Genomic DNA, 25,283 nt, shown 5'->3' on the forward strand with positions numbered 1-25,283 from the left:
CTTATTCCGTTACAGGAAGGTCAGATGACGCTTTCTTCTCCTCTCCTAGAGCAGGCAATTCAACTGTTTCTTCAGATACTTGAGAGGCTGAAGGCAGAGAATCTAAAGCGCCAGAAACGCTCTTAGCTTGCTCACTAGCGTAAAACGCCAAACCAAAACTGGTAATAAAGAAAACCAAAGCAAAAACACCGGTTAGCTTACCAAAGAAGCTACCACCGCCCTGACTTCCAAATACGGTTTGAGAGGCACCACCACCGAATGAAGCACCTGCATCTGCGCCTTTACCTTGCTGCAATAACACCAATGCAATAATCGCAATTGCGGCGAGAACATGAAAAACTAAAATAAGCGCTTCCATCAATTAACCTGCTGCTTTAACTATGTCTAAAAATTCTTTTGCATCCAAAGATGCGCCACCCACAAGGGCACCATCAACATCAGGCATAGTAAATAGCTCTGCACTGGTTGAGGCTTTAACACTACCACCATAAAGAATCTGAACTTTCTCAGATACCGGTGTAGATAAGCTCGCCAAATTGGCTCTAATTGCTTGATGCACATCTTGTGCTTGTTGTGCACTGGCCGATAACCCAGTACCAATCGCCCAAACTGGCTCATAAGCAATAACGATATTCGCAAACGCCTGAATGCCAACCAAATCAATTACCGCAGCAACTTGACGTTCACAAACAAGTAAAGTCTGTTCAGCTTCGCGCTCTTCCAGCGTTTCACCGATACATAAAATAGGTTTCAAACCTGCCGACAGGGCAACTTTCACCTTTTCAGCAACCACGTCATCAGTCTCACCATACAAAGAGCGACGCTCTGAATGGCCAACCAAGACATAAGTCACCTTAAAGTCTGTCAACATAGCAGCCGAAACTTCACCCGTATAAGCACCTTTTTCATACTGACTAAGGTTTTGCGCAGCCAGTACCAACTCATTACGCGGAGCAATCATCTCAGCGACTTGAGAAAGAAAAGGAAATGGGGGAGTAACAACCACTTCAGCGCTAGATTCTGATATCTCTAATAGACCGTTAACCAAGTCCGAAATTGACGCTTTCGAACCATTCATTTTCCAATTACCAGCCACTATTTTTTGTCGAATCATAATCTAGCCCTTAAATTCGAGGCGCTCATTCTATGGAAAGCCTCTGTTGGTTTCAAGTATTTATTTTTATTCCAATCACTAAATTGACGTTTTATTAAGCAGATTGCTTCGCCGCAACAACGGCTTTAACCTCTTCCACTAAATAATCAACCAATTCATCTACCGTCTCATCATCACGGCCTTCCACCATAACTCGAATCAACGGCTCAGTTCCGGACGCTCGCAACAACACACGCCCAAGACCATTTAATCTTTCATTCGCCACCGCAATGGCTTTCTGTAACGCTGGCTCTTCATTCGGGACAAAACGCTCAGCCACTCGGATGTTTTTCAGTTTTTGTGGAAATTTGACGAGACCAGTAAGCAACTCATCCAATGCTTTACCTTCTTCCACCATCGCCTGCAACACCTGCAAGGCCGCGACAATACCGTCACCCGTTGTCGTAATAGATCGGCAGACAATGTGGCCTGAAGGCTCACCACCTAACACCCAACCATGCTGCACCAGCTTTTCGTTCACGTAACGATCACCGACCGCCGCTCGACTAAAGCCAATACCGGTTTCAGAGAACGCTAACTCCAAACCAAAGTTACTCATCAAGGTGCCCACTACACCGCCACTAAAACGCCCAGTACTCATAAGGTGATTAGCAATAATATACAAAATATCATCACCATCACGCACCACACCGTGACGATCCACTAAGATCAAGCGATCACCATCGCCATCTAAAGCGATACCGATATCCGCATTTTCAGCCAATACATTTTTGCGCAATAATTCAGGCTTAGTCGCACCACTGAATTCATTGATATTCAAACCATCAGGGTTAGCACCGATAGAAACAACGTCAGCTCCCAACTCGGAAAATACACGCGGCGCAACATGATAAGTAGCGCCATCAGCACAATCGACAACAATCTTTAAGCCACTTAACTGCAACCCAATTGGAAAGGTGCCTTTACAATATTCAATATAACGACCAGCCGCATCATCAATGCGGCGCGCTCGGCCAATTAAGCTGGACTCAACCACTTCCATTGGCTGATCTAAATAATATTCAATGCGCTCTTCGATTTCATCAGAAACCTTACCGCCTTCGGCTGAAAAAAACTTAATTCCATTGTCATAAAAAGGGTTATGAGAAGCGCTAATCACAATCCCTGCACTGGCACGAAACGTTCGCGTAAGATAAGCAATCGCCGGCGTTGGCATAGGTCCGACCAATCTGACATCGGCACCAGCCGCCACGATTCCGGACTCCAGAGCTGACTCAAACATATACCCTGAGATACGCGTATCTTTACCGATTAATATTTTTTTGTCTTTTTCCTTAAATACCTGACCGGCAGCCCACCCCAGCTTCAACATAAACTCTGGAGTAATCGGCGTTGTACCAACCTTGCCACGAATACCATCTGTACCAAAATACTTACGCATTATTTCTCTCTCTCAATACGTGACATTAGAGTCAACATTTCGACATGAGACCTAACATCGTGAACCCTAAATATCCTTGCGCCGCGTGCATAGGCCGAAGCATTCGCTCCCATAGTACCATATAAGCGCTCTTCGACAGGAAGTCCTAAAACATCCCCTATCATGGTTTTACGAGACACACCTATTAACACATCAAAACCAAGTCGCCTAAAGTGCTCTGTATACTGCAATAACAATAAATTGTGCGATAACGCTTTACCAAAACCAATACCTGGATCCAGCAGAATGTTCGCCGAATCCATACCCACTGACTGACATGCCGACACTCGAGTTAACAAATAATCAGACACCTCTGACACAACCGACTGATAATCAGGTTGATCTTGCATGGTTTTCGGCATGCCTTTCATGTGCATCAAACACACTGGCAATTTAGTCTGAGCCGCCGCTTGTAAAGCCCCATCACGCTCCAACGCTCTCACATCATTGATCAGCCCAGCCCCCAACTTAGCCGATTGCAACATTACCTCAGGCGTACTGGTATCTACCGACACAACAACATCAAAACGGGATTTAATGGCTTCTACAACGGGAATAACACGATCAAGCTCTTGCTGACAGGAAACCGGCTCTGCACCAGGCCGCGTTGACTCACCACCGACATCAACCATGCTGGCACCCTCACGAATCATTCGTTCAGTTTGACGCAAGGCAGAGTCAAGGGAATTGAAGGCACCGCCATCCGAAAATGAATCCGGAGTGACATTCAGAATGCCCATTACATGAGGAAGGGACAAGTCTAACGACTTGTCCCCGAATGACATTAACGACATGAAACATCCATATCAAAATGGTTTGAAATCACTCACCTGCAGGTCGCGACGTTTCTCCAGACACACCGTCCACATCACTGGCTTCCGAAGTCTCTTCTGCAACCGTTTCTGGTGCTGGTTTTTCTTCACCACCGTCTGGTGAATCCGCACTAGGATCTGACCAACCTTCAGGCGCGGATGGTTTGTTACCATCCATAATTTCTTTGATTTGTTTCGCATCAATGGTTTCATATTGCATTAATGCTTCGGCCATCACATCAAGCTTACTGCGGTTTTCATGCAAAATTTTCGTCGCCGTTTCATAACAGCGATTAATAATATCTTGCACTTCTGCGTCAATCACTTTTCCTGTCTCAGGAGAGAAGTAATTAGCCTTACTTCCAGTCGGGCCAGAAATGTAACCACCAGAATTATCATCTTCTTCGTAAGCAAAAGGTCCAAGTTTTTCAGACAAGCCCCATTTGGTCACCATGTTACGAGCAATGCTGGTTGCTCGCTCGATGTCATTTGACGCACCAGTCGAAACACCATCAAAACCATGAATCATCTCTTCGGCAATACGACCACCATAAAGACTACAAACCTGACTCTCTAGACCACGCTTGCTGACGCTGTACTTATCATCTTCAGGCAAGTACATAGTCACACCCAAAGCACGCCCACGAGGGATAATAGACACCTTATAAACAGGGTCATGCTCAGGCATAAGATAACCAATAATAGTATGGCCCGCTTCGTGATAAGCCGTGTTCAGCTTTTCTTCGTTGTTCATCACCATGGTCTTACGCTCTGCTCCCATCAGGATCTTATCCTTAGCGAGTTCAAGCTGTTCCATATTGACTAATCGACGGTTCGAGCGTGCCGCAAACAAAGCCGCTTCATTGACCAAGTTTGCCAAGTCGGCACCAGAGAAACCTGGTGTACCACGAGCAATGTTTTTTGGCTCAACATCATCATCACACGGCACTTTACGCAAATGCACTTTTAGAATTTGCTCACGGCCACGAATATCCGGCAAACCAACCGTTACCTGACGGTCAAAACGACCCGGACGCAACAACGCTGGGTCTAATACGTCGGGACGGTTCGTCGCAGCAATAACGATAATACCTTCGTTACCTTCAAACCCATCCATTTCAACCAATAACTGGTTCAAGGTTTGCTCACGCTCATCATTACCACCGCCCATGCCGGAACCACGGTTACGACCAACGGCATCGATTTCGTCAATAAAGATAATGCAAGGTGCGTGTTTTTTCGCTTGCTCAAACATGTCACGTACACGTGACGCCCCCACACCGACAAACATTTCAACGAAGTCTGAACCGGAAATCGTGAAGAAAGGCACTTTTGCTTCACCGGCAATGGCTTTCGCCAACAGGGTTTTACCTGTACCTGGAGGTCCACACATTAAGATACCGCGAGGAATCTTACCACCTAGACGCTGAAACTTACTTGGCTCACGAAGGAAATCCACCAATTCTTCGGTGTCTTCTTTGGCTTCATCACAGCCCGCTACATCAGCAAAGGTTGTCTTAATTTGATCTTCTGGCAGCAGACGTGCTTTGGACTTACCAAAAGACATCGGGCCACCCTTGCCACCGCCACCGCCTTGCATTTGGCGCATAAAGAACATAAAGATGGCAAGAATAAGAAGAATAGGAAAACTCGCCACCAACAATTGAGTCCAAATGCTCTGTTGTTCCGGCATACGACCTTCAACAACCACATTTTTATTCAACAAGTCATCCATCAATTTTGGATCAGACGCAGCAGGACGAACGGTATCAAAACTGTCACCATTTGAACGCGTACCACTGATGGTATAACCGTCAACAATCACTTTCGCGATCCGGCCATCTTGTACTTCTTTAACAAACTCAGAATACGAAATTCGGTTTGTTTCTGACGTGGTATTAAAATTGTTAAACACTGTTAACAGCACAGCCGCAATGACCAACCATAACAGAATATTTTTTAGCATATCGTTCAAGAGCACACCTCTTAACGGTTAGTTTTAAATGTTACTGGCTATCATACCAGAACATTGCCCATTAACCCTTATATTGTCTTCCTAATAAGTAAACTTCACGACTTCGCGCCCGAGAAGCATCCGGTTTTCGCGTTACAACAGAGCCAAACTGCTCTCGCATGGCTTTCAAGTATTCTTCAAAGCCCTCTCCTTGGAACACTTTTACTAAAAAGTTACCACCAGGACGCAACACATGAGCCGCCATATCCAAGGCGAGTTCCACTAGATACATCGCCTGAGGCTGATCAGAAGAACTGTTTCCACTCATATTGGGGGCCATATCAGAAATTACAAGATCCGCTTTTTGATCTCCAATCTCTGCCAAAATGGCTTCGTACACTTCTTGTTCAGTAAAATCCCCCTGAACAAAGCGCACACCAGGCAGTGGGGCCATCTCCAAAATATCAGACGCGACGATGGTTCCCTTGTCGCCAATTAATTTTGCTGCGATTTGCGACCAACCACCAGGCGCAGCACCGAGATCCACCACACTCATCCCTGGGCGAATCAGCTTATCTTTATCGTTGATTTCAATCAGCTTATAACTCGCTCTGGAGCGATAGCCATCTTGTTGGGACTTTTTGACATATGGATCGTCAAAATGTTCCTTCATCCAATTGTTACTACTTTTTGATCTTGCCACGTTTTCATCATACCTAAATCAATCAATATTCCGCTATAATATCGCTTAACCTCTAAAGCCTCCAATAAAGAGGGTCAACTAAGATGAGAAAAATTTACTATGAGTCTGACAAACGCCCAAAAAAAGCAGTACCGTTTAATCGGCCACAGCCTTAATCCTGTGGTAATGATCGCTGGTAACGGCCTAACTGAAGCCGTACTAACTGAAATAGACAGAGCACTTGAAGATCATGAACTGATCAAAATCCGTATCAGCATCACGGATCGTGATGTACGCAGTGCGTTAATTGCAGAAATCAGCAAAGTGATGAAAAGTGAAACGGTACAAGTGATCGGCAAGGTCGCACTTTTTTACCGCGCAGCTTTAGAGCCAAACCCTAAGCTCTCAAACTTACTGCGCTAAGCCAAAATTCGCCATGCCTACAAGGAAGTAGGCTAAGCGTCTCCCTCCATATCCCCCTCAGCTAACACCACCATTTGATATAGTTTTTCAGTCATAACACTATTAACTTTTCTAAAATAGCCTCTACCACTAAACTCTTGGTAAAAATGGTCGATAACATTGCACAGCGATCAAAGGAGCCGCACCATGCTATTTATCGAGGCATTGAACAGAGCAAGCACCAAACAGACTGACAGGAAACTTCTTGCCAGAAGCAAGCCACGTCTGTTTGTGAGCAATAAAGACTCTGTCGACCTCAGCAGTGCTGCCCACCAAGTGAAAGAAATTCATGTAGACAGTGACATTAAAGAGCCACTGACAGCCTCTTCCAGTATTTTTGCCAACCTACTAGAGCATGTTTTAGGGTATTTGATTCAATCCAACATACAGGTGTATTCGCCCGAAGAGCTGGATTTGGATCAAAAAGATTGGAAATTATTCTTGCAGGTCCCGCCAACCGGTATGAGCAGACCGAACTCTCAAGCCGGTTACGGTGCCCCTGAAGTTCGGCAACACCCTCCCGCAAAACAATTAATTTTTCACATTCCTGTGAAGCCATCTTATGGCCTCGCCACTGAAATGACACTGCTCGTTTCACCACACCAAGGTTCTCCAGAAGTGCCCAGCTTTTTCTATAACTTGCCGAAAGAGACCCACTTACCAACGCTCAACACACCCTATCCACCCGAGTTTATTGAGCAACAGGTAACCCACCACCATATTTTATTAGATCAAGATGGCGAAGCCGATCAACTATCGCCCCTTTACGCTCAAGTTAATCAAAGTAAGCTAGAAGAAGGCTCCATACCTCCAGCCATTCACGGGTTAAGAATATGGAAAGCAAAAAATCGAGTACTGACTCCAGCCATATTGGGGGATCAGCGAATTGGCTTGGTCTTCATCGGCCATCACAAGCCCCTCGACAGCAGCATCATCAGCGATGAAGAGCGAGCTCGACGAGCCAACAACCTGTATACCAAAGCCTAACGAGAACCCTCTCTCTTTGTTTTTTTGAGCCATAAAAAAAAGGCCCTCACTTACGTGAAGACCTCTTTTAATAAGTCACGATCACTCTACTTAAATACTAAAACTCGCACCGCAACCACAAGTTGAAGTGGCATTAGGGTTTTGTACAGTAAAGCGAGAACCTTCTAAATTCTCTTTATAATCGACTTCTGAACCCACGAGATATTGGAAGCTCAATGGATCAACCACTAGGGTCACACCGTCTCTAACCACTTCCGTATCATCCTCTTGATGCTCTTCATCAAAGGTAAAGCCATACTGAAAGCCAGAACAACCACCTCCTGTCACGTAAACACGCAACATCAAGCGCTCATTTTCTTCTTCTTCAATCAAAGACTTTAATTTCGCCGCGGCCGCTTCTGTAAATTCAATTGGATCAACCGATTCAACCACACTCATTATGACACCATATAATACTGTTACGAATGACCGAATTATCCGCTTAACCTAGTAATTTAGTCAAGTATTGATCAATGTTCTCGGGTCGCACGGAAAGTAACATCCGGAAAACGCTCTTGCGCTAAACTCAAATTAACCATAGTTGGCGCGATGTAAGACAAGTTATCACCACCATCTAATGCCAAATTAACCTGATTCTTACGCTTAAATTCTTCCAGTTTCTTGCCATCTTCACAGTCAACCCAACGCGCTGTCGCCACATTAACCGATTCATAAATGGCTTCCACATTGTATTCCGCTTTTAAGCGCGCCACGACCACATCAAACTGCAGCACACCCACCGCACCAACAATCAAATCATTGTTTTGTAACGGACGAAAGACCTGCACAGCCCCCTCTTCGGATAACTGGACCAAACCTTTCAGCAACTGCTTCTGTCTTAGAGGATCCTTCAAACGAATACGGCGGAACAGCTCTGGCGCAAAGTTTGGAATCCCTGAGAATTTCAGGCTTTCACCTTGCGTAAAAGTATCACCGATCTGAATGGTACCGTGGTTATGCAAACCAATAATGTCACCTGCAAAGGCTTCCTCAGCACGGGATCGATCCCCAGCCATGAAGGTTACCGCATCGGAAATACTGATGTTTTTACCAATACGAACATGATTCATCTTCATGCCCTGCTTATAAGTTCCTGACACAATTCGCATAAAAGCAATGCGGTCACGGTGTTTCGGATCCATATTTGCCTGAATCTTAAAGACAAAGCCTGAAAATTTTTCATCTCTCGCTTCGACTTGGCGTTCAGTGGTCTGACGAGGCAATGGTGCAGGTGCCCATTTTGTCAATCCGTCCAACATATGATCGACACCAAAGTTACCCAACGCCGTACCAAAATAGACAGGGGTCAATTCACCTTCCATAAACAACTCGTGGTCAAATTCATTTGACGCCCCCATAACCAATTCAAGTTCTTCACGTAGCTGTTCAGCCAATTCGTCGCCCACTGCGGCATCCAAGTCTGGGTTATTCAGGCCTTTCACTACATGCAATTCCTGAATGGTATGACCTTGGCCCGTTGAATACAGAATCGTTTCATCACGATGAATGTGATACACGCCTTTGAACTGTTTACCACAGCCAATCGGCCAAGTAATCGGCGCGCACATGATGTTGAGCTCGCTTTCAACTTCATCCAACACTTCCATTGGATCGCGAATATCACGGTCCAATTTGTTCATAAAGGTGACGATTGGGGTATCACGTAAACGGGTAACTTCCATTAATTTACGCGTACGGTCCTCGACCCCTTTTGCCGCATCGATGACCATCAAACAGGAATCGACAGCGGTTAAAGTTCGATAGGTATCTTCCGAGAAGTCTTCGTGTCCTGGTGTATCCAGTAGATTCACCAAACAATCGTTGTATGGAAACTGCATAACAGACGTCGTGATAGAGATACCACGCTCTTTCTCCATGTCCATCCAATCGGATTTCGCATGTTGCTTAGAACCACGACCTTTTACCGTTCCTGCCGACTGAATCGCACGTCCGAACAACAAGACTTTTTCAGTAATGGTAGTTTTACCCGCATCAGGGTGGGAGATAATCGCAAAAGTACGACGCTTGTTTACTTCATTAATAAAATCGGCGTTTGCCATGTATCCAAATTCCTATTTTGCCGCCTTCTTATCGTTAGAAGAAGCGCAAAAAATAAAGTTAAGTCTAAGCTCTGTCTGTTATGCAGCTTGCCATGGGCCAAAAGCCAGAAAACCATTTATCAAAGCATGAAAAGTTTGAGCGCTATTCTAGCAAAATGGCTCAGCGTTATAAATCAAACACTCAGTACTTCTTTTCGCTTTTATCAGGATAGTGTCATTTTTCACCCTAATCCACTCGTCAGTAATGTCTATCCTCATGTTATAAATAGAGATAATTCAAACTTTCCCAGTTAAGAATGGTATGAATATCTCTTCTAAGCTTTCGTTTTTACTGAGAGATAAGGTATTTTGGCATGAGTAAACAAACATGCACTTACCTTTTTCCCTTCCATAAAATCAAAAAACACTTTCACTCTGGCTGAATGTTCTAGCTCTTTTTGAGTCATTATCCAAAGTTCTGGATTCTAATGTTTTACATCCCTATCCATTTTTTCAAAACGTTATAGGCATCACCAACAAAACATGACTTAACGCTGAATACCAAACTGGCCTAATAGCTCATCCATAACATTCACTAAGGCGTCATTTTTGCCTTTATTTAACGCATCAGGATGAGGTTGTGCCCAACGCCCAATGTCGTTGTCAAAATAACGTCCCGTGCAATCAGCAAACTCATCACTCAACGCTGCACGAATAAGAATATCTGCACCAATGCCCAGATCTTTGCCATCTGATCCATACGCCTGCTTCACCATTTTACTCCCCAAAAACGACGCAGGATTAACCGCAATAATGGCTGTCGCATCATTTTTCATGGCGTTAGCAAGCTGAAAACTCCACATAGTGATTGCCAACTTACTTTGTGCATAAGCCTCACTGTCAGACATTGGCACACGACCCTGTAAGGCTTCCAAGTTAACAGACGCTTGCGCTGCCGAAGACAAATTAACCACTCGACTCTTTGCCCCCATTAATGGCAATAAAGCCTTGGTCAAGACATAGGGCGCCAGTGTATTCACAACAAAACGAACATCAAGCCCGTTTTCCGCCATCGCTTTGGGCACTTTATATACGCCCGCATTGTTAATCAGCACATCAATCGACGAATAATTTGCCTTAACCTGGTTCGCTAGTGTGACAACCTGATCAAGGTCTGATAAATCCGCTAAAAAAATGTCCAATTTAGCCTGAGGGAATTGCTCCAACAAAGCCTCTTTCACTTGCTGCAATTTACCCGCACTTCGACCATGAAGAAGAAGTGAGTGATCTTGTGCAGCGAGCTTTTTCGCTGTTTCAAAACCGATACCATCCGTTGCGCCAGTAATTAAAATGGTCTTTTTCATTGTTTATTCCTATTCATCAAAATCTGAACTAGCTGTATCGCACTAACGTGCGCGTTTCGATACTTTTTCTGGGCGTCGTTGCCTCTTGGCCGACAACATCTAAAGCACTGTGTGCGAGATGAGGTCGATGCAGGTTGTCATATACATTAAAAATGGCCACGTCATCAGGCGTCATGTTCGACAGATAGAACCACTCATGACCCGGGTTTTCAGCAACACCAAGAATCTGCCCTTGTCGATCAGGGTAAATCAATTCAATGGTCATCCAATCTTCTGCGGCCATCGAAGTAGGACGGATAAAACCCAGCGGCGAGCTAGTAATAGACTGAACTAATGGCCGCCATACATTCACAAAGCCAAAATGCCCCTGCCGATAGCCTTCTGCCTGCTTATCCCCCAACAGATCAATCAATCGCTGCTGAGCGCCTTTAGCGCTAAAATCATTATGAACATTTCGAGCAGGCTTACGGTCGGCATCGTGTTCATCAATACGCACGGTATGATCAAACACCAGCACCTCTTTCGCTCCAATATGACGAGTCAATAAATCGGCAATTTCTTGATCATACTGAGCTTGCCAATCATCACCTGTAAAATGGCTCACCACAGACTCAGACGACAAGAAAGCAACACCCTCATCATCAAAGCGGATTTGATTCATACCATCTCGGCAATCCTTGACCTCAACACGAGTTGCCACTAACTCAGGTGTCACAAGATTGCCAACAATGCCATCAACCTCAAAACGAAACGCTTGCGGCTGAGTACTGGTGACATGATAGTTAACAGAGGCTGTTATGTTCACTTTCCCTCTCTCCCAAATGGATAAATAAGTAAGGATCAGTCACTTACTATTGAATGAGGCCAGCATAATACTTTGGAAAAAAATGATAAATGATTTATAAATGGAATCAGAATTCTGATTTTGGAGATAATAAATGGACACTAATGGCATTAAGTTATTTGTTTTAGCCGCTGAAACTCTAAACATCAGCGCCGCAGGACAGCAATTAGGACTAACGCCTTCTGTGGCCAGCGCTTGGTTATCGAAACTGGAAACACAAGTGGGCGCGGATTTATTTCACCGCACCACTCGAAAAGTAAGCCTATCCATCGAAGGCAAAGAATTCTTACCCTATGCTAAAGAAATACTGGCGCAACAAGAATCTGCTCTGGCCGCTCTAGGGCGAGGCAATCCAAATGTCAGTGGCACATTGCGGTTTGCCGCGTCGAGCACCTTTGCGCAACGCTATGTCATACCGATTTTACCGGAATTTTTAGAGCGCTATCCGGACATCAATGTTGAGCTCATGCTATCCGACAGTCAGGTCAAACTCATTGAAGGAGGCTTTGATCTTGCCCTACGTAATCTTGCAGCAGAAGACAGCAGTTTAATTGGCCGACGACTGGCCAGTGACACACGAGTATTGTGTGCCTCACCCAAATATATAGAGCTTCATGGTACGCCCAAAAAACCAGAAGAGCTCACACACCATCAGTTGTTGGTCTTCATGAACGCCAAAACTCGTAAGCTTACCACTCAATCAAATCAGCAAACCTACAGTTTCCCCCCAGCCAATACTAAACCAAGAGTCGTGTGTGATGACGGTGCTAGCATGCGCATTGCCGCCAAAGCAGGACTGGGCATTTGCATGAGCTCACTGTGGAATATTCATGAGGATCTTGTCGACGGCTCTTTAGTACGAGTACTACCGGATTACCAGATTGATGATCAAAGCGCCGTATGGCTGGTCTACCCAAAATCCAATGTACTAACAGCCAAAGTCAGAGTGTTTATTGATTATCTACTAGAAAAAATAGGCACTCCCCCAATATGGGAGCCATGAAAAGTAGCCGAATAACCGCACCAATTATATTCGAAATCAAAAAAGTGATTCAGTGTTTACCCAGTTTATCCACAAATTTAATCTAATTACACTTACCTCATCATCAACAGTGACATTCACTGCTAACCAAACAAAGTATGAGGATAAGGCAAATGAACAAGACTGCCACCCAGATCAACCAAATGGCATCCAACCCCTTAGCACATGCCCGTGCGCTCACTCTGCCATCCAGAGAGAGCATGCTGCAACGAGCTCCGTCGGTTAAGCACTTTTGGGACAGTAATAGTCAACTTTTAAGTGCGGCATGGAAAGCATGGGAAGACCAAGAAGAAGCTCCTAGTATTACATTAGGTACCTACTTATTAGACGCTAAATTACGCGCTGCCGTCGAACAAGCGTGGCAAGACCCAACACAAGAAATCGCCGTAAAAGAGCTATGGGAAGAGGTTTCACCTGATGTCTATCTGGCTCAATTCTTTGACCCCCAACGATTAGCGGAACTACGTCACTACCTCAACGCGGTGGCCGAAGCCGGTATTCCGATTCGCCCACCCTATGGCATCGCACTCAATCGTCATGGTGCCATGCTTGATCCTCGTTCAGAGGGTTATCTGGCCGCACCAGCCTTTCAACACTTTTACCGCGAACTCATGAATCAATATATGCGTCCAATTGCACGCTTACTGTTCCCTCAAATCGTAGGATATGACAGCCAAACATTTGGCTTTTCTATCCAATATCAAACCGGTATGGATACATCATTACAACCTCATACGGATGCCAGTGCTGCCACCTTGAATATCAACCTGAATCTGCCAGACGAACACTTCACAGGCTCAGAAGTGGATTTTTATGATCGCCAAAAAGGGACGGCAAACCGACTCACCTTCAAACCAGGGACCGCCATGCTGCACCTTGGCAGTGTGCCGCATGCGGCTCAACCAATCACCAGTGGTACACGCAGCAACATGGTACTTTGGCTGTACGGTGAGCGGATGCAAACGCCTTTAACTGGACGCCAAACTGACCCACTAGAAGCCCACCAGCGCTGGACAATTCCAACGGTTGAATTGGATCAATTCGCTCCCTTTTAACGTGTAACCCTCTTGATCGCCTTCAAGCAAGAAGGCGATCATTTGCATGACCAAAATATCAACCAATCGACTCGCCGCAGAAAGCACTTTATACAAACTAAAGCCTGACATGGTCTTCTCACACAAACGATTAATCGGTTTTTTTACCCTCTTTCAATAAACAGTGTTGCAAACGATTTGCATTATTATTAATAGGAAGAATAAAATGTAAGCTTATGTGAGTTTGTCTAACGCAAACTTAAATCACACACAACCCTATTTGGTTTTCTAGAATGATAGAGTCTAAAAATCTGCAGTTTCGAGTTGGTGATCGCTCACTTTTATCTGACTTTTCCATGCAATTCGAAGCGGGAAAAATCTATGCTCTGGTCGGACACAATGGCTCAGGCAAATCGACTTTACTGAAGCTGTTGGCACAACAGCAATCCCCGACAGAAGGGGACATTTTATTGGATAACAAAACCTTATCCGCTTGGCCCAGTAAAAAATTCGCACAAAAAGTCGCCTACCTTCCCCAGCATACGCCTTCCACAGATACACTAACTGGACGTGATTTAGTCGGCTTTGGACGCTACCCTTGGCACGGCTTACTTGGCCGTTTAACCAAGCAAGATAACACCATTATTGAAGAAGCCATGCAGTTAACAGACACACTGGATTACGCGGATCGTATGGTCGATACCCTCTCTGGCGGTGAACGCCAACGTTTGTGGCTCGCCATGCTCTTGGCTCAACGTTCAGAATACTTACTGCTGGATGAACCCCTTTCAGCCCTGGACATCGCCCATCAAGTCGACATGCTGAACCTAATCAAAAAGCTCAGTAAACAACTCAACCTTGGCGTCATTATTGTGATTCATGACATAAATATGGCTGCTCGCTTTTGTGATGATATTGTCGCGTTGCACAGCGGCAAATTGATTGCCGCGGGCGCCGTTAACGATTTGTTTAATCAAGCGCACTTAAAACAAATTTACGACATCGACATGCACGTTGCCGATCACCCTGCTGGCTACCCAGTTGCCATGCCAAACTAACAGCCAAGGCACTCTACTTCAGTGAGAATTCCCATGATTGTTCATTCGATAAAACGTTTTGGACTGACAACCTTGTTGTTATGTCTAAGCAGTTGGACACTGCATGCTGAGCCACAACGCTTAGTGTCCATAGACTGGTCTCATACCGAAACCCTGTTAGGTTTAGGTGTAACACCGGTTGGTGCTACTCAAAAGACGGCTTATAACGCTTGGGTGAAAGAGCCAAGCATTCCCGATGAATCGGTAGACATCGGCCTAAGAACACAACCTAACTTAGAACGTCTAGCCGAGCTAAAACCCGACCATATTTTTGTTTCACCAGCGTATCAATATCATCAAGCCAGACTGGAAAAAATCGCGCCGGTTACCGCCATTTCCATCTATGCCGATGGCAAAGCCAACTGGCAAGCCCTACAAGACTTTACCAATACTATGGCGTCGGCCATCGGCAAAGAAGACGCCGCACGGCAACTCATTACAAGGTCGGAAAATACGTTACAGCAGCTCAAAGCCTCCTTGCCAGCCAAACCACAAGCGGATCTCCTCATGATTCAGTTTATGGACGCTCGTCATGTGCGGGTATTTGGTCAAAACAGCATGTTCCAAATCGCGCTAAATCAATTAGGCATCAAGAATGCTTGGTCAGGTGACACCAATGCATGGGGCTTTGCTCTGGTCGGCATTGATAGCTTATTGGAGATCAAAGGGCAATTTGTTGTCGTGGACCCACTTCCTGCGGGTGCCAAAGAACACCTCGCACAAGATCAGCTATGGCAGTACCTAATTAAACAATCAGGTCATCCAGTATTGCGCATCGAACCGGTTTGGAGCTTTGGTGCCATTCCCTCTACGGTTCGTTTTGCCACCCTTATTACACACGCCATGACAGAACAGGAGGCAAACTAATGCGCATTCTCCCCTTTAGCTTCATCAGCCTTCTCCTGCTGGCTGTTCTAGCCGTCTGTTATCTACAACTGACGGCACAAATGCCATTTAATCTGGCCTTACAAAGTGTTCTCCATACAGATTGGCAGTCTGTCATTTCCATCAAGCTGTCTTTAACCTGGTGGCCTCGACTCTTTACCACCTTAATTTGCGGTGCCGCACTGGCGGTCGCAGGGGTATTGATGCAGCAAGTGTTGCGCAATCCTATTGCCTCACCGTCTACTTTGGGGGTCGCCACAGGGGCCAGTTTTGGTTTAATGCTGGCCACTCTTTACGCCCCCTGGTTAATCGAAATTTCGCACAGTCTGGTCGCTCTAATGGGCGGTTTAATCACCATGGCATTGGTTTTTGCTTTGTCATGGCGACGCGCTCTATCACCCACCATTGTCGTCATTACCGGTTTGGTGATTAATCTGTATTTTGGTGCCTTTAGTACGGTTCTGCTAATTCTCAATGAAGAAAAACTCTCCGGTTTAATGATTTGGGGCGCAGGCTCTCTGGTGCAAACAGGCTGGGAAAATGTGCAATATTTATTGCCTAAAGTCATCATAGCCACCGGTGCGGCTTTCCTTTTTCTCAAACCTCTGAGTCTTTTGGAACTCACTGAATCGGGCGCGAAAAGCTTAGGCGTTTCCTTAGCCAAATTACGCTTTATTTGTTTAGGTTTGGCCGTTCTACTCACTTCCTGGGTCGTAGCAAGTGTCGGCGTGATCGGCTTTATTGGCTTAGCTGCCCCAGCGATTACGCGCTTATTAGGCGTTCGTCGATTGGCCCCTAAACTCATTGTGGCAATGATTATTGGGGCTTTACTGCTCACCCTAACCGATTTGTTAATTCAGTCTTTGCCGGGTTACATGCCCATGTACATTCAAACTGGTGCCGCCACGGCGGCATTGGGCGCCCCTTTGATGTTATGGCTGCTGCCCAAGCTGTCGATGAGAAACCAAACACAAACCGAAACCGTACTGACACGTCATACACCTCAAGTTCGTCGTTTTGGCAAAAAGTCCATTCTGTTCACCGCCGCCATCCTACTGTTGGGCTTGGCGGTCTTTTCTACCGTGTCACTGCAAAACCAAGGTTGGCAATGGCTATTATTAAACGGTGAATGGTCAATGCTGGATTGGCGTTTACCTAGACTGTTAACTGCGGTACTAGCAGGCGCTATGTTGGCGGTGGCCGGAACCATTATTCAACGTATCAGTGGCAACCCGATGGCCAGCCCAGAGGTCATTGGTATTAGCTCGGGGACAGCCATCGGTTTGATTCTATCTTTGTATACCGGTCTAGCCACTGGTATTGCAGGAATGTACCTCAGTGGGTTAATCGGTGCTGCGTTAAGCATGTTGATCATTGTGCTGCTCAACCGCAAATCGGGCTTCCAGCCAGAACGCGTATTATTAACCGGTGTGGCCATTACCGCTTTGATGAACGCCATTCAAACCATCATCTTAGCGGGCGGCGATCCACGTAACTATCAGTTCCTCGCTTGGATGTCGGGCTCTACCTACTATGTTACTTACCAAACCTTATTGATGACGTTAGTGTTCACCCTTGTGCTGGTTTCTTTGGTGTTTCTGTTTACTAAATGGCTAGACATTTTACCTCTAGGCCAAGCCAGTGCTCAGTCTTTAGGCATAAAAGTCAGTCGCTCCAGATTGGTGTTGTTAGCCATTTCAGCCTGCTTAACCGTCGCCGCTACGTTAGTGGTTGGGCCTCTCAGCTTCGTGGGTCTCATGGCCCCTCATTTGGCTCGCATGTTGGGCTTTAATCGCGCGAAAGAGCATCTAATAGCGGCCGCGTTAGTGGGCAGTTTCTTGATGTTATTTGCCGATTGGTTGGGCAGACAATGGCTCTATCCACAAGAGATTCCAGCGGGCATGGTCGCCTCCATCTTAGGTGGATTGTATTTACTGTGGGGATTGCAACGACTTTAAGGACGACAAATAACGCTCAAACATCTCGCATCAAAAACCTTGAGATGTTTGAGCCTATGGTTAAACCTTAACAGCCCTTTCACGAATTCAACACAAACAACACTCAAAGCCCTTTCACAACAATCACCTCTCATCCGCAGAAACATGGCGTCATCAGCACTAACTAGGATCACAAAACACAGCAAACACTTGTGATGGGACATTTTTGTCCGCAATATAAACCCCAAACCTAATAGAATGAAGGTGTTGAAGTTGGCATCAATCTTTCATTAGGTAAATGAATTATAAAAATAATAGGACGTACATAAATGGGGATTCCCAGCTTTTCTTGGCTTCGTAATATTGGTATTGGTGACAGGCTATTTTTGGCTTTTTTTCTGATATCTTCTATCACCATTGTGGCAAGTGGGATGGCGACTAACACCTATTTGCAACTCAGTGACCGTCTTTTGTTGTTAAAGCAGCAAGATATTCCCGGATTGGATGCCGCCGCTCGGTTAAACGATAAAAGCCGACAGATTGTTGCCACCGCACCACTGCTCGTAACCAGTGACTCATCCGTTGCCAGAGCCAAAGCCATGCGCGAACTCAGCTCCGCCATCCGTGAAATGGATTCGTTGATGCGCAACTTACCGGATTACAATCGCTACTTTCTTGAACTCATTACACAAATTAGCAACAGCCTAACGCTGTTAAATCAAAGTGTAGAACGTCGAGAAGTAATCAGACAGGAACTCGCAAAACATTCTTTGTTTGTCTTTCCGTTATTCCAAGACGCGATTTATCAAATGGATCAGATTCACCATACGCCTGAGTTAGAAGAGGTCATACATCGACTCTACTATTTCTCTGGCTTAATTGAAAAAGTCAGTAACGATGCGTCCTTTAACGAGTTAGACTACACCTTTTTAAGGCTAGAAAAGCTAGGGGCTGAAATAGCAGAATACCTCTCTGTACTGCCACAAGTGCCAGCTTCCTTGCAGGAATCATTATTCGACTTACTCACAATGAGCTCCAGACAAGGACCGCTTTTTCAACTCAAAAATGAAGAACTAGATCTGCTCTACCAGCAAAGTTTTCTCTTAGAAAACAGCCAACAACACATTCAACAATTAGCGGCACAAATCAATCAATACACGAATAACACCAATACCAGTATTCGTGGCTCACTCGAAAGAGCGATCAAATCCATCCATGGCAGCATTCGTAACATTCTACTTCTGTCTCTTATTAGCCTGAGCATTGCGTGTGCGATTTCTTGGTTTTATGTGCGTCGCAATGTATTGCAACGCATTATTGAACTGCAACAGAATATGCGAGCCATTGCCAGCTCACAATTGGACACTAAAATCCGTATTGTGGGTCATGACGAAGTATCAAGCATGGCTCGTGATCTCCAGTACTTTCAGAAAACAGCCATACAAGTTGAACACACCAATCAAACGCTCGCCGCTGAAATCGAAGAAAGAGTCGCTGCAGAAGCGCAATTAAAAGCCGCTCAAAACGAATTGGTACAAGCCGGTAAGCTCGCAGCACTAGGCAAGCTTGGCGTCGGCATTACACACGAAATAAATCAACCACTGACCGCCATTGCCAGCCATTTGCATACCGCTGGACGCCATATGGAAAAAGCCCAAATGGATAAGGCACAAACCAGCCTACAAAAAATCAGCCAACTGCTCACCAAAATCACACGCATCACTAAGCACCTCAAAGCCTTCGCTCGTGTTGCCGGAACAGAACTTACGCCGGTCGACTTAGATGCCGTTATTCGAGATGCCATCGAACTCATGTCGAGTCAAATTGCCGACCAAGGTTGCCAGCTTGATTATCAGATTAGCACCTCTTCTCTTTCTGTCTTGGCGGAACCCATTCGTTTAGAACAAGTCATGGTCAATCTCATTAGTAATGCGGTTGACGCTCTCTCCAGTGCACCTATAAAACAACTGTCTATCGAAGTGTACGAACAAGGCGATAGGATATTCATTGATGTGAGCGATACCGGCATAGGCATTGAAGAGAATCAAATAGAGCAAATTTTCGACCCTTTTTTCACCCAAAAAGAAGTAGGACAAGGACTCGGACTCGGTTTATCCATTAGCTATAACATAGTCCAAGACTTTGGCGGTCAAATCAGAGTCTCATCGACACCCGAGATAGGCAGTCGCTTCACCTTAGAATTAGCAAAGGCAGAACAATAAATGCTAAACATAATAAAAATAATCATAATCGACGATGATCAAGCCATTATCGAAGCATTAACCGAAATGCTGGAGCTCGAAGGCTTCCAAATCGAGAGTTACAGCCGAGCAGACAAAGCCATCTCACAACTCGATAAAAACAGCCCTGTTGTGGTACTAAGCGATGTCAGGATGCCAAAAATGAATGGTATGAATTTACTCGCTCACTTACAGCAGTTAGATCATGAACTGCCCGTACTACTCATGAGCGGTCACGGTGACATCCCAATGGCCATTGAAGCCATGAAGGAAGGTGCTTATGACTTTCTTGAAAAACCTTTGCAACCAGCTCAACTGATTAATCAATTACAAAGAGCCTCAGAAAAACGCCAGCTGATCTTAGAAAACCGCAAACTCAAACACAACCTTGCCCAACAAACCGGGTTAGAAAACTTAATTATTGGCGAATCAGCGGCCATCAAAAACATTCGTCAACATATCTCTTCTCTGGCACAAGCCAACGTTGACACCATTATTTATGGGGAAACCGGATGCGGCAAAGATGTCGTTGCCAGAGCTTTGCATCAATTCAGTCTACGAAACAAAGGTCGTTTCATTGCCATTAACTGTGGTGGCATTAGCGAAAGTCTCATTGAAAGTGAGCTTTTCGGGCATGAAGCGGGCTCATTCACCGGAGCCAATAAACGCCATATAGGCAAGATCGAAGCCGCAAATGGCGGCACATTATTTTTAGATGAAATCGAAACCATGCCTCTGCCCGTACAAATCAAATTATTGCGAGTCTTGCAAGAACGTACCATTGAACGCGTCGGTAGCACCACGCCCATTCCGGTTGAGCTCACTGTGATTGCGGCCAGTAAGGACAATCTGGCGCAACTCGGTGAAGAAGGGAAATTTCGTCAGGACTTATTTTATCGACTCAATGTGGCCAGCCTTACCATTCCGCCTCTCAGAGATCGTCCTGAGGACATTTTGCCGCTTTTTCATCATTATGCACAAAAAGCCGCTGAACATTTTGCTCGGGAACGGCCCAGTATTACTCCGTCCTACCTAGATTATTTAATTCAACATCAGTGGCCTGGTAACGTTCGTGAATTAAAGAACGCCGCAGATCGGTTCGTACTCGGCATCAGCGAAACCTCACTGGCCTCCATCAAACGACAGGACGACATTAATGGCAGCTATGAAGAACGTATGGACCAATTTGAGCGTCACATTATTGAAGAAGGTTTAAGGGCCACAAACGGCTTATTGAATGAGGCGGCTGAGCTGCTGGATATGTCACGCAAAACCTTGTATCGCAAAATGAAAAAACACCAATTAGATAAACAACAATACAAATCTATCGAAGCAGAAGGACACGAATGACCCATTTTGCATTTTATCATGAGACTAAAGCGTCCCAAGCCAATAAAACGAGACCATAAAATAATATCAAGCCTTTGTTTTTATTATGTTTTTAAACATTGGCATTGGCCTTGCTGTAGAAGACTTAACCCGACATTGAAGTGGGGTTATCTCATCTCCGACAACGGAACCTCCCGACCGGTGATAACAATAAAAAAATACATCATGAGGAAAACAATAATGCCTATTAAATTATTGACAGGTTTAGTGCTCTCAAGCTCATTACTGTTAGGCGCAACTACAGCCCTAGCGGATGATTGTAGCTATCGTGGCGTTTTGGACGATAAATTCTGTGACGAAAACTACGATCTGGTCGCTGATCTGCCAAAAGACTCAAACCAATGGCGCGACCCAAGTACACTGGTCTTTACCTATACTCCAGTTGAAGATCCAGCGGTCTATAAAGACGCCTTTAGTGATTTCCAAAAATACCTCAGCGAGGTCACTGGCAAAAAAGTGGTGTATTACACAGTCCACTCAAACGCGGCGGAAGTCGAGGCGTTACGTTCTGGTCGCTTGCACATTGCAGGCTTCTCAACCGGACCAACAGGCTATGCTGTGAATTTAGGTGGCTTAGTTCCCATTGCCGTAAAAGGAACCGAAGAGTCTTTTCAGGGTTATAACCTGATCACGATCGTACGCCAAGACAGCGACATCAAGAAAATGACCGATTTAAAAGGTAAAGTGGTCGCTCACACATCCGCCTCTTCCAACTCTGGTAACTTAGCACCACGAGCCATCTTCCCTGCGCTTGGACTCACACCAGACAAAGACTATGAAGTGAAATATTCCGGCAAGCATGACCAATCAGTGATGGGTGTGTTATCCGGCGACTATGAAGCCGCTCCGGTTGCATCTGACGTTTTTAAACGCATGGTGGATGCCAAACGCATCAACAAAGAGGACTTCCGTATCATTTATACCAGCCCTCGATTCCCAACGTCTTCTTTTGGTTATGCTCATGATCTTCACCCTGAACTGGTTGAAAAAATCAAAAAAGCGTTCTTTACCTTCCGCTTCCCAGCTGACATGCAGCAAACCTTTGGTGGCGCTGATCGCTTCTTCCCCGTTACCTATAAAGAAGAATGGCAAGTCATCCGTGACATTGCTCACGCATCAGGTACGGCTTACACCAAAGCTGGACTCAAACAGCTAGCCGAAGCCGATGCGGCTAAAGCGGCGGCTAAACGAGCCAAAGCAGCAAAAGCCGCCGCCAGCAAAAACCAGTAAACCCTGTTTTAACCGAACACCTTATTTATATAAAGACCAGCAACCTGATTCATCAGGTTGCTCGGCACTCTTTGTCTTTAGGAAACACTATGTCTGTCACTCATAACACAGCTGAGCACTCAAATTTTCTTGAAATTCGAGGCTTAAAAAAAGAATACACCGCCGGTAACCCAATTTTAAAAGGCATCGACATTCACATTACTGAGCCTGGTATTGTGGCCATCATTGGCCCTTCTGGAACAGGCAAAAGTACCCTACTGCGCTGTATTAACCGCTTAATTGATCCTACTGACGGACAAATATTATTTGACGACAATGACCTTTGCCTTGCCAAGGGTTCGCAATTACGCAAGCTACGCCGCCAAGTCGGCATGGTATTCCAAGAGTACAATCTGGTCGAACGACTCACCGTCATAGAAAATGTCCTAACCGGTCGTCTTGGTTATATGTCCGCATGGAAAGCATGGCGTCGAAAATTCAGCCAAGAAGACATCAATACCGCGTTTGAATTATTGGACGCTGTGGGCTTAAGTGAACACGCTATGAAACGTGCCGACAGCCTTTCTGGCGGGCAACGCCAACGAGTTGGTATTGCCAGAGCCGTCATGCAAAACCCAAGAATTCTCTTGGCGGATGAACCTACGTCTTCGCTTGACCCAAAAACGGCCGTCGAGATCATGGAACTTTTACAACGATTCTCTGATGAGAAACAACTGCCCACTTTGGTCAATATCCATGACGTAAAACTGGCTAGCCGATTTGCCAAACGTATGATTGGCATGAGTAATGGCGTGGTTGTCTATGATGGACCACCAGAAAACATCACCGATGAACACCTGAAACAAATCTATGGAGGTGAATCATGGCTGGTATAAATTCCTCACCGAACAGAGACAATCCCTTTAAACAAAATTGGTTTGTTACCGCTACCTGGCTGATCGTTATTTGTTATGTCGTCTATTCTTTTCAGGCTATGGGCTTGAGTTGGGAGCGTTTTAACGATGGTTTAGGCCATGCTAGCAATCTTTTAGGACGCATGGTTCCGCCAAATTTTAGTCGCTGGTCGCTGTTGCTCAGCGGTCTTATTGAAAGCTTAGAAATTGCCATTATTTCGAGTATTTTTGGTATTTTCTTTTCTCTCTTTTTAGGGTTATTTGCTGCTCGAAACCTAATGCCAACGTGGGTCAGCACACCAGTACGAATGTTGATTGCGCTTTGTCGTACATTCCACCCTGTGATCATTGCCATCTTGTTCGTAAAAAGCGTGGGATTTGGCGCATTGGCTGGGATTCTAACCTTGATCGTGGCGTCTATTGGCTTTATTGCCAAACTCTTTGCGGAAGCCATTGAAGAGATTTCCCTAAAACAAGTTGAAGCCATCCGAGCGACTGGAGCAGGTTTTACCAGCATTATTTTATTTTCCGTCATGCCACAGGTGTTTTCGCGCTTCATTGGTTTTTCCACCTATCAACTCGACTCCAACCTACGTAACTCAACCATGGTCGGGATTGTTGGTGCCGGTGGACTGGGCGGCACACTCTTCTCAGCCTTCCAACGCTTTGATTATGATTTTGTCGCGGCCATCCTGATCGTCATCATCGCACTGATTATGTTTGGCGAGTTCCTATCCAACATCGTTCGCCGCATTTTTCGCTAGCCTGACCTAGGAATATACATTATGAACACAATAGATCATCACTGGCAGCGCTTTACATTAAAGCAGAAATTGTCTCGCTATGCGGTTTACCTAGTACTCATCATGGCCTTCGTTCAATCCATTAAATCCGTCGAGGTGATTCCCGAGTTTTTACTCGACGCCCCTGAACAAATGGCCGATATGTTTGCACGTATGTGGCCAATTGATTTTGCGTATTACCCTGTTGCCGTTCACGATGCGATGATTGAGACACTCAACATCGCCACGCTGGGCACTCTCATCACACTCATCTTTGCGATTCCCTTAGCATTAATGAATGCCAGCAACATCGTCAATTCGGCTTGGTGTCACTGGATCTCACGATTCTTCTTGGTTTCGTCACGCTCGGTTAACTCCTTAGTGTGGGCGCTATTGTTTGTCTCCATTTTTGGACCTGGAGTGATTGCAGGCGTGTTAGCCATCGCCTTCCGCTCTATTGGTTTTGTTGGCAAGCTACTAGGGGAAGCGATAGAAGAAGTTAACATGGGCTCCATTGAAGCACTCAAAGCCACTGGCGCTTCTTGGTTGTCTATTTTGCTCAAGGGCTATTGGCCCCAAGTATTACCGGCGTTTTTCAGTATCGTCTTGTTTCGTTGGGACATTAATGTTCGTGAGTCGGCGGTTCTTGGGTTAGTCGGCGCGGGCGGAATTGGCGTGGTGTTAGACGATTCGATGAACTTATTCCAGTGGGACAGAGTGGCGTTATCTCTACTGGCCATTTTCGCAGTCGTTATCGTCGCCGAAATTGTTGTGGTGAATATTCGCAAACGTTTACTCTAAATAAAGACCCCATGCGTTCTGCCCTGTCACAAAAAAAGGAGCCCATCGGCTAATGCTGTTCACTTAAGGGTTGAATTTAATTGAATAGCCTCAGAAAATCCGATTAAGCTTTCTTAATCGGATTTTTTTTGTGTCTATTCAACAGTTACTTCTCAGCATCGATGAGCTCCACTCAT

General features: G+C 45.4%; 23 protein-coding genes. 13 read left to right on the plus strand and 10 right to left on the minus strand.

Annotation, left to right across the window (positions count from 1 at the left end; translation table 11 throughout):
- Position 1 precedes the first annotated feature (1 nt).
- The 6 genes from secG to rlmE form a co-directional block, all read right to left on the minus strand.
- Positions 2-358, minus strand: a complete 357-nt coding sequence (gene secG, locus OA79_RS10980) for a preprotein translocase subunit SecG (RefSeq protein WP_013797348.1) — start codon at positions 356-358, stop codon at positions 2-4.
- Positions 359-361: 3 nt separating this feature from the next.
- The gene (gene tpiA, locus OA79_RS10985; RefSeq protein ID WP_082825453.1) at positions 362-1,114 is read right to left on the minus strand and encodes a triose-phosphate isomerase; all 753 of its coding nucleotides are present in this window, start codon (positions 1,112-1,114) and stop codon (positions 362-364) included.
- 94 nt (positions 1,115-1,208) lie between these two features.
- Positions 1,209-2,555 (minus strand): phosphoglucosamine mutase, encoded by a 1,347-nt coding sequence (gene glmM / locus OA79_RS10990; RefSeq protein WP_082825454.1) that lies wholly within the window; start codon positions 2,553-2,555, stop codon positions 1,209-1,211.
- On the minus strand, positions 2,555-3,388 hold the full coding sequence (folP, locus tag OA79_RS10995) for a dihydropteroate synthase (protein WP_063333285.1): 834 nt from the start codon (positions 3,386-3,388) through the stop codon (positions 2,555-2,557). Before folP ends, glmM begins: the two co-directional genes overlap by 1 nt.
- 28 nt (positions 3,389-3,416) lie before the next feature.
- Positions 3,417-5,381, minus strand: coding sequence for an ATP-dependent zinc metalloprotease FtsH (gene ftsH, locus OA79_RS11000; protein ID WP_197465388.1), 1,965 nt, complete (start codon positions 5,379-5,381; stop codon positions 3,417-3,419).
- A 61-nt stretch (positions 5,382-5,442) separates the two neighbouring features.
- The gene (gene rlmE, locus OA79_RS11005; RefSeq protein WP_013797353.1) at positions 5,443-6,063 is read right to left on the minus strand and encodes a 23S rRNA (uridine(2552)-2'-O)-methyltransferase RlmE; all 621 of its coding nucleotides are present in this window, start codon (positions 6,061-6,063) and stop codon (positions 5,443-5,445) included.
- 99 nt (positions 6,064-6,162) lie between these two features.
- Here rlmE and OA79_RS11010 point away from each other — a divergent pair, with 99 nt between their 5' ends.
- Entirely contained in the window at positions 6,163-6,465 is a 303-nt protein-coding gene (locus tag OA79_RS11010; RefSeq protein WP_063333287.1) for a YhbY family RNA-binding protein, read from the plus strand.
- Between the two features lie 186 nt (positions 6,466-6,651).
- Positions 6,652-7,491 carry a hypothetical protein gene (locus OA79_RS11015; RefSeq protein ID WP_063333288.1) on the plus strand — a complete coding sequence of 280 codons (840 nt, stop codon included), beginning with the start codon at positions 6,652-6,654 and terminating at the stop codon, positions 7,489-7,491.
- Positions 7,492-7,581: 90 nt separating this feature from the next.
- Here the strand turns inward: OA79_RS11015 and erpA are convergent, their stop codons facing one another.
- The 4 genes from erpA to OA79_RS11035 all read right to left on the minus strand — a co-directional run bounded on the left by erpA (position 7,582) and on the right by OA79_RS11035 (position 11,738).
- Positions 7,582-7,929 carry an iron-sulfur cluster insertion protein ErpA gene (gene erpA, locus OA79_RS11020; RefSeq protein ID WP_063333289.1) on the minus strand — a complete coding sequence of 116 codons (348 nt, stop codon included), beginning with the start codon at positions 7,927-7,929 and terminating at the stop codon, positions 7,582-7,584.
- A 71-nt stretch (positions 7,930-8,000) separates the two neighbouring features.
- A complete protein-coding gene (gene prfC / locus OA79_RS11025; protein WP_063333290.1) occupies positions 8,001-9,590 on the minus strand; it encodes a peptide chain release factor 3 in 1,590 nt (529 codons plus the stop codon).
- A gap of 527 nt (positions 9,591-10,117) precedes the next feature.
- Positions 10,118-10,933: an SDR family NAD(P)-dependent oxidoreductase gene (locus OA79_RS11030; protein WP_063333291.1), complete on the minus strand. Its 816-nt coding sequence runs from the start codon at positions 10,931-10,933 to the stop codon at positions 10,118-10,120.
- Positions 10,934-10,961: 28 nt separating this feature from the next.
- Complete coding sequence (locus OA79_RS11035) at positions 10,962-11,738, minus strand: CmcJ/NvfI family oxidoreductase (protein ID WP_063333292.1); 777 nt, start codon at positions 11,736-11,738, stop codon at positions 10,962-10,964.
- 133 nt (positions 11,739-11,871) lie between these two features.
- Between OA79_RS11035 and OA79_RS11040 the strand changes: the two genes are divergently transcribed.
- The 11 genes from OA79_RS11040 (at position 11,872) to phnE (OA79_RS11090) (ending at position 25,107) form a co-directional block, all read left to right on the plus strand.
- A complete protein-coding gene (locus OA79_RS11040; RefSeq protein ID WP_063333293.1) occupies positions 11,872-12,780 on the plus strand; it encodes a LysR family transcriptional regulator in 909 nt (302 codons plus the stop codon).
- A 152-nt stretch (positions 12,781-12,932) separates the two neighbouring features.
- Complete coding sequence (locus tag OA79_RS11045) at positions 12,933-13,874, plus strand: hypothetical protein (RefSeq protein ID WP_063333294.1); 942 nt, start codon at positions 12,933-12,935, stop codon at positions 13,872-13,874.
- A gap of 272 nt (positions 13,875-14,146) precedes the next feature.
- Positions 14,147-14,911, plus strand: a complete 765-nt coding sequence (locus tag OA79_RS11050) for an ABC transporter ATP-binding protein (RefSeq protein WP_063333295.1) — start codon at positions 14,147-14,149, stop codon at positions 14,909-14,911.
- A 33-nt stretch (positions 14,912-14,944) separates the two neighbouring features.
- Positions 14,945-15,817, plus strand: a complete 873-nt coding sequence (locus OA79_RS11055) for an ABC transporter substrate-binding protein (protein ID WP_063333296.1) — start codon at positions 14,945-14,947, stop codon at positions 15,815-15,817.
- Positions 15,817-17,793 carry a Fe(3+)-hydroxamate ABC transporter permease FhuB gene (gene fhuB, locus OA79_RS11060; RefSeq protein WP_063333297.1) on the plus strand — a complete coding sequence of 659 codons (1,977 nt, stop codon included), beginning with the start codon at positions 15,817-15,819 and terminating at the stop codon, positions 17,791-17,793. The genes OA79_RS11055 and fhuB overlap by 1 nt, the downstream gene beginning before the upstream one ends.
- Before the next feature lie 308 nt (positions 17,794-18,101).
- A complete protein-coding gene (locus OA79_RS11065) occupies positions 18,102-19,994 on the plus strand; it encodes an ATP-binding protein (protein ID WP_063333298.1) in 1,893 nt (630 codons plus the stop codon).
- Positions 19,995-21,362: a sigma-54-dependent transcriptional regulator gene (locus OA79_RS11070; RefSeq protein WP_063333299.1), complete on the plus strand. Its 1,368-nt coding sequence runs from the start codon at positions 19,995-19,997 to the stop codon at positions 21,360-21,362.
- A gap of 219 nt (positions 21,363-21,581) precedes the next feature.
- A complete protein-coding gene (phnD, locus tag OA79_RS11075; RefSeq protein ID WP_156486255.1) occupies positions 21,582-22,631 on the plus strand; it encodes a phosphate/phosphite/phosphonate ABC transporter substrate-binding protein in 1,050 nt (349 codons plus the stop codon).
- Between the two features lie 89 nt (positions 22,632-22,720).
- A complete protein-coding gene (gene phnC, locus OA79_RS11080; RefSeq protein WP_063333301.1) occupies positions 22,721-23,506 on the plus strand; it encodes a phosphonate ABC transporter ATP-binding protein in 786 nt (261 codons plus the stop codon).
- Positions 23,494-24,288, plus strand: a complete 795-nt coding sequence (gene phnE, locus OA79_RS11085) for a phosphonate ABC transporter, permease protein PhnE (protein WP_063333302.1) — start codon at positions 23,494-23,496, stop codon at positions 24,286-24,288. The genes phnC and phnE (OA79_RS11085) overlap by 13 nt, the downstream gene beginning before the upstream one ends.
- A 21-nt stretch (positions 24,289-24,309) precedes the next feature.
- The gene (gene phnE, locus OA79_RS11090) at positions 24,310-25,107 is read left to right on the plus strand and encodes a phosphonate ABC transporter, permease protein PhnE (protein ID WP_063333303.1); all 798 of its coding nucleotides are present in this window, start codon (positions 24,310-24,312) and stop codon (positions 25,105-25,107) included.
- The last annotated feature ends 176 nt before the right edge of the window (positions 25,108-25,283 follow it).

Source organism: Marinomonas sp. TW1 (assembly GCF_001625355.1).
Lineage (GTDB): Bacteria > Pseudomonadota > Gammaproteobacteria > Pseudomonadales > Marinomonadaceae > Marinomonas.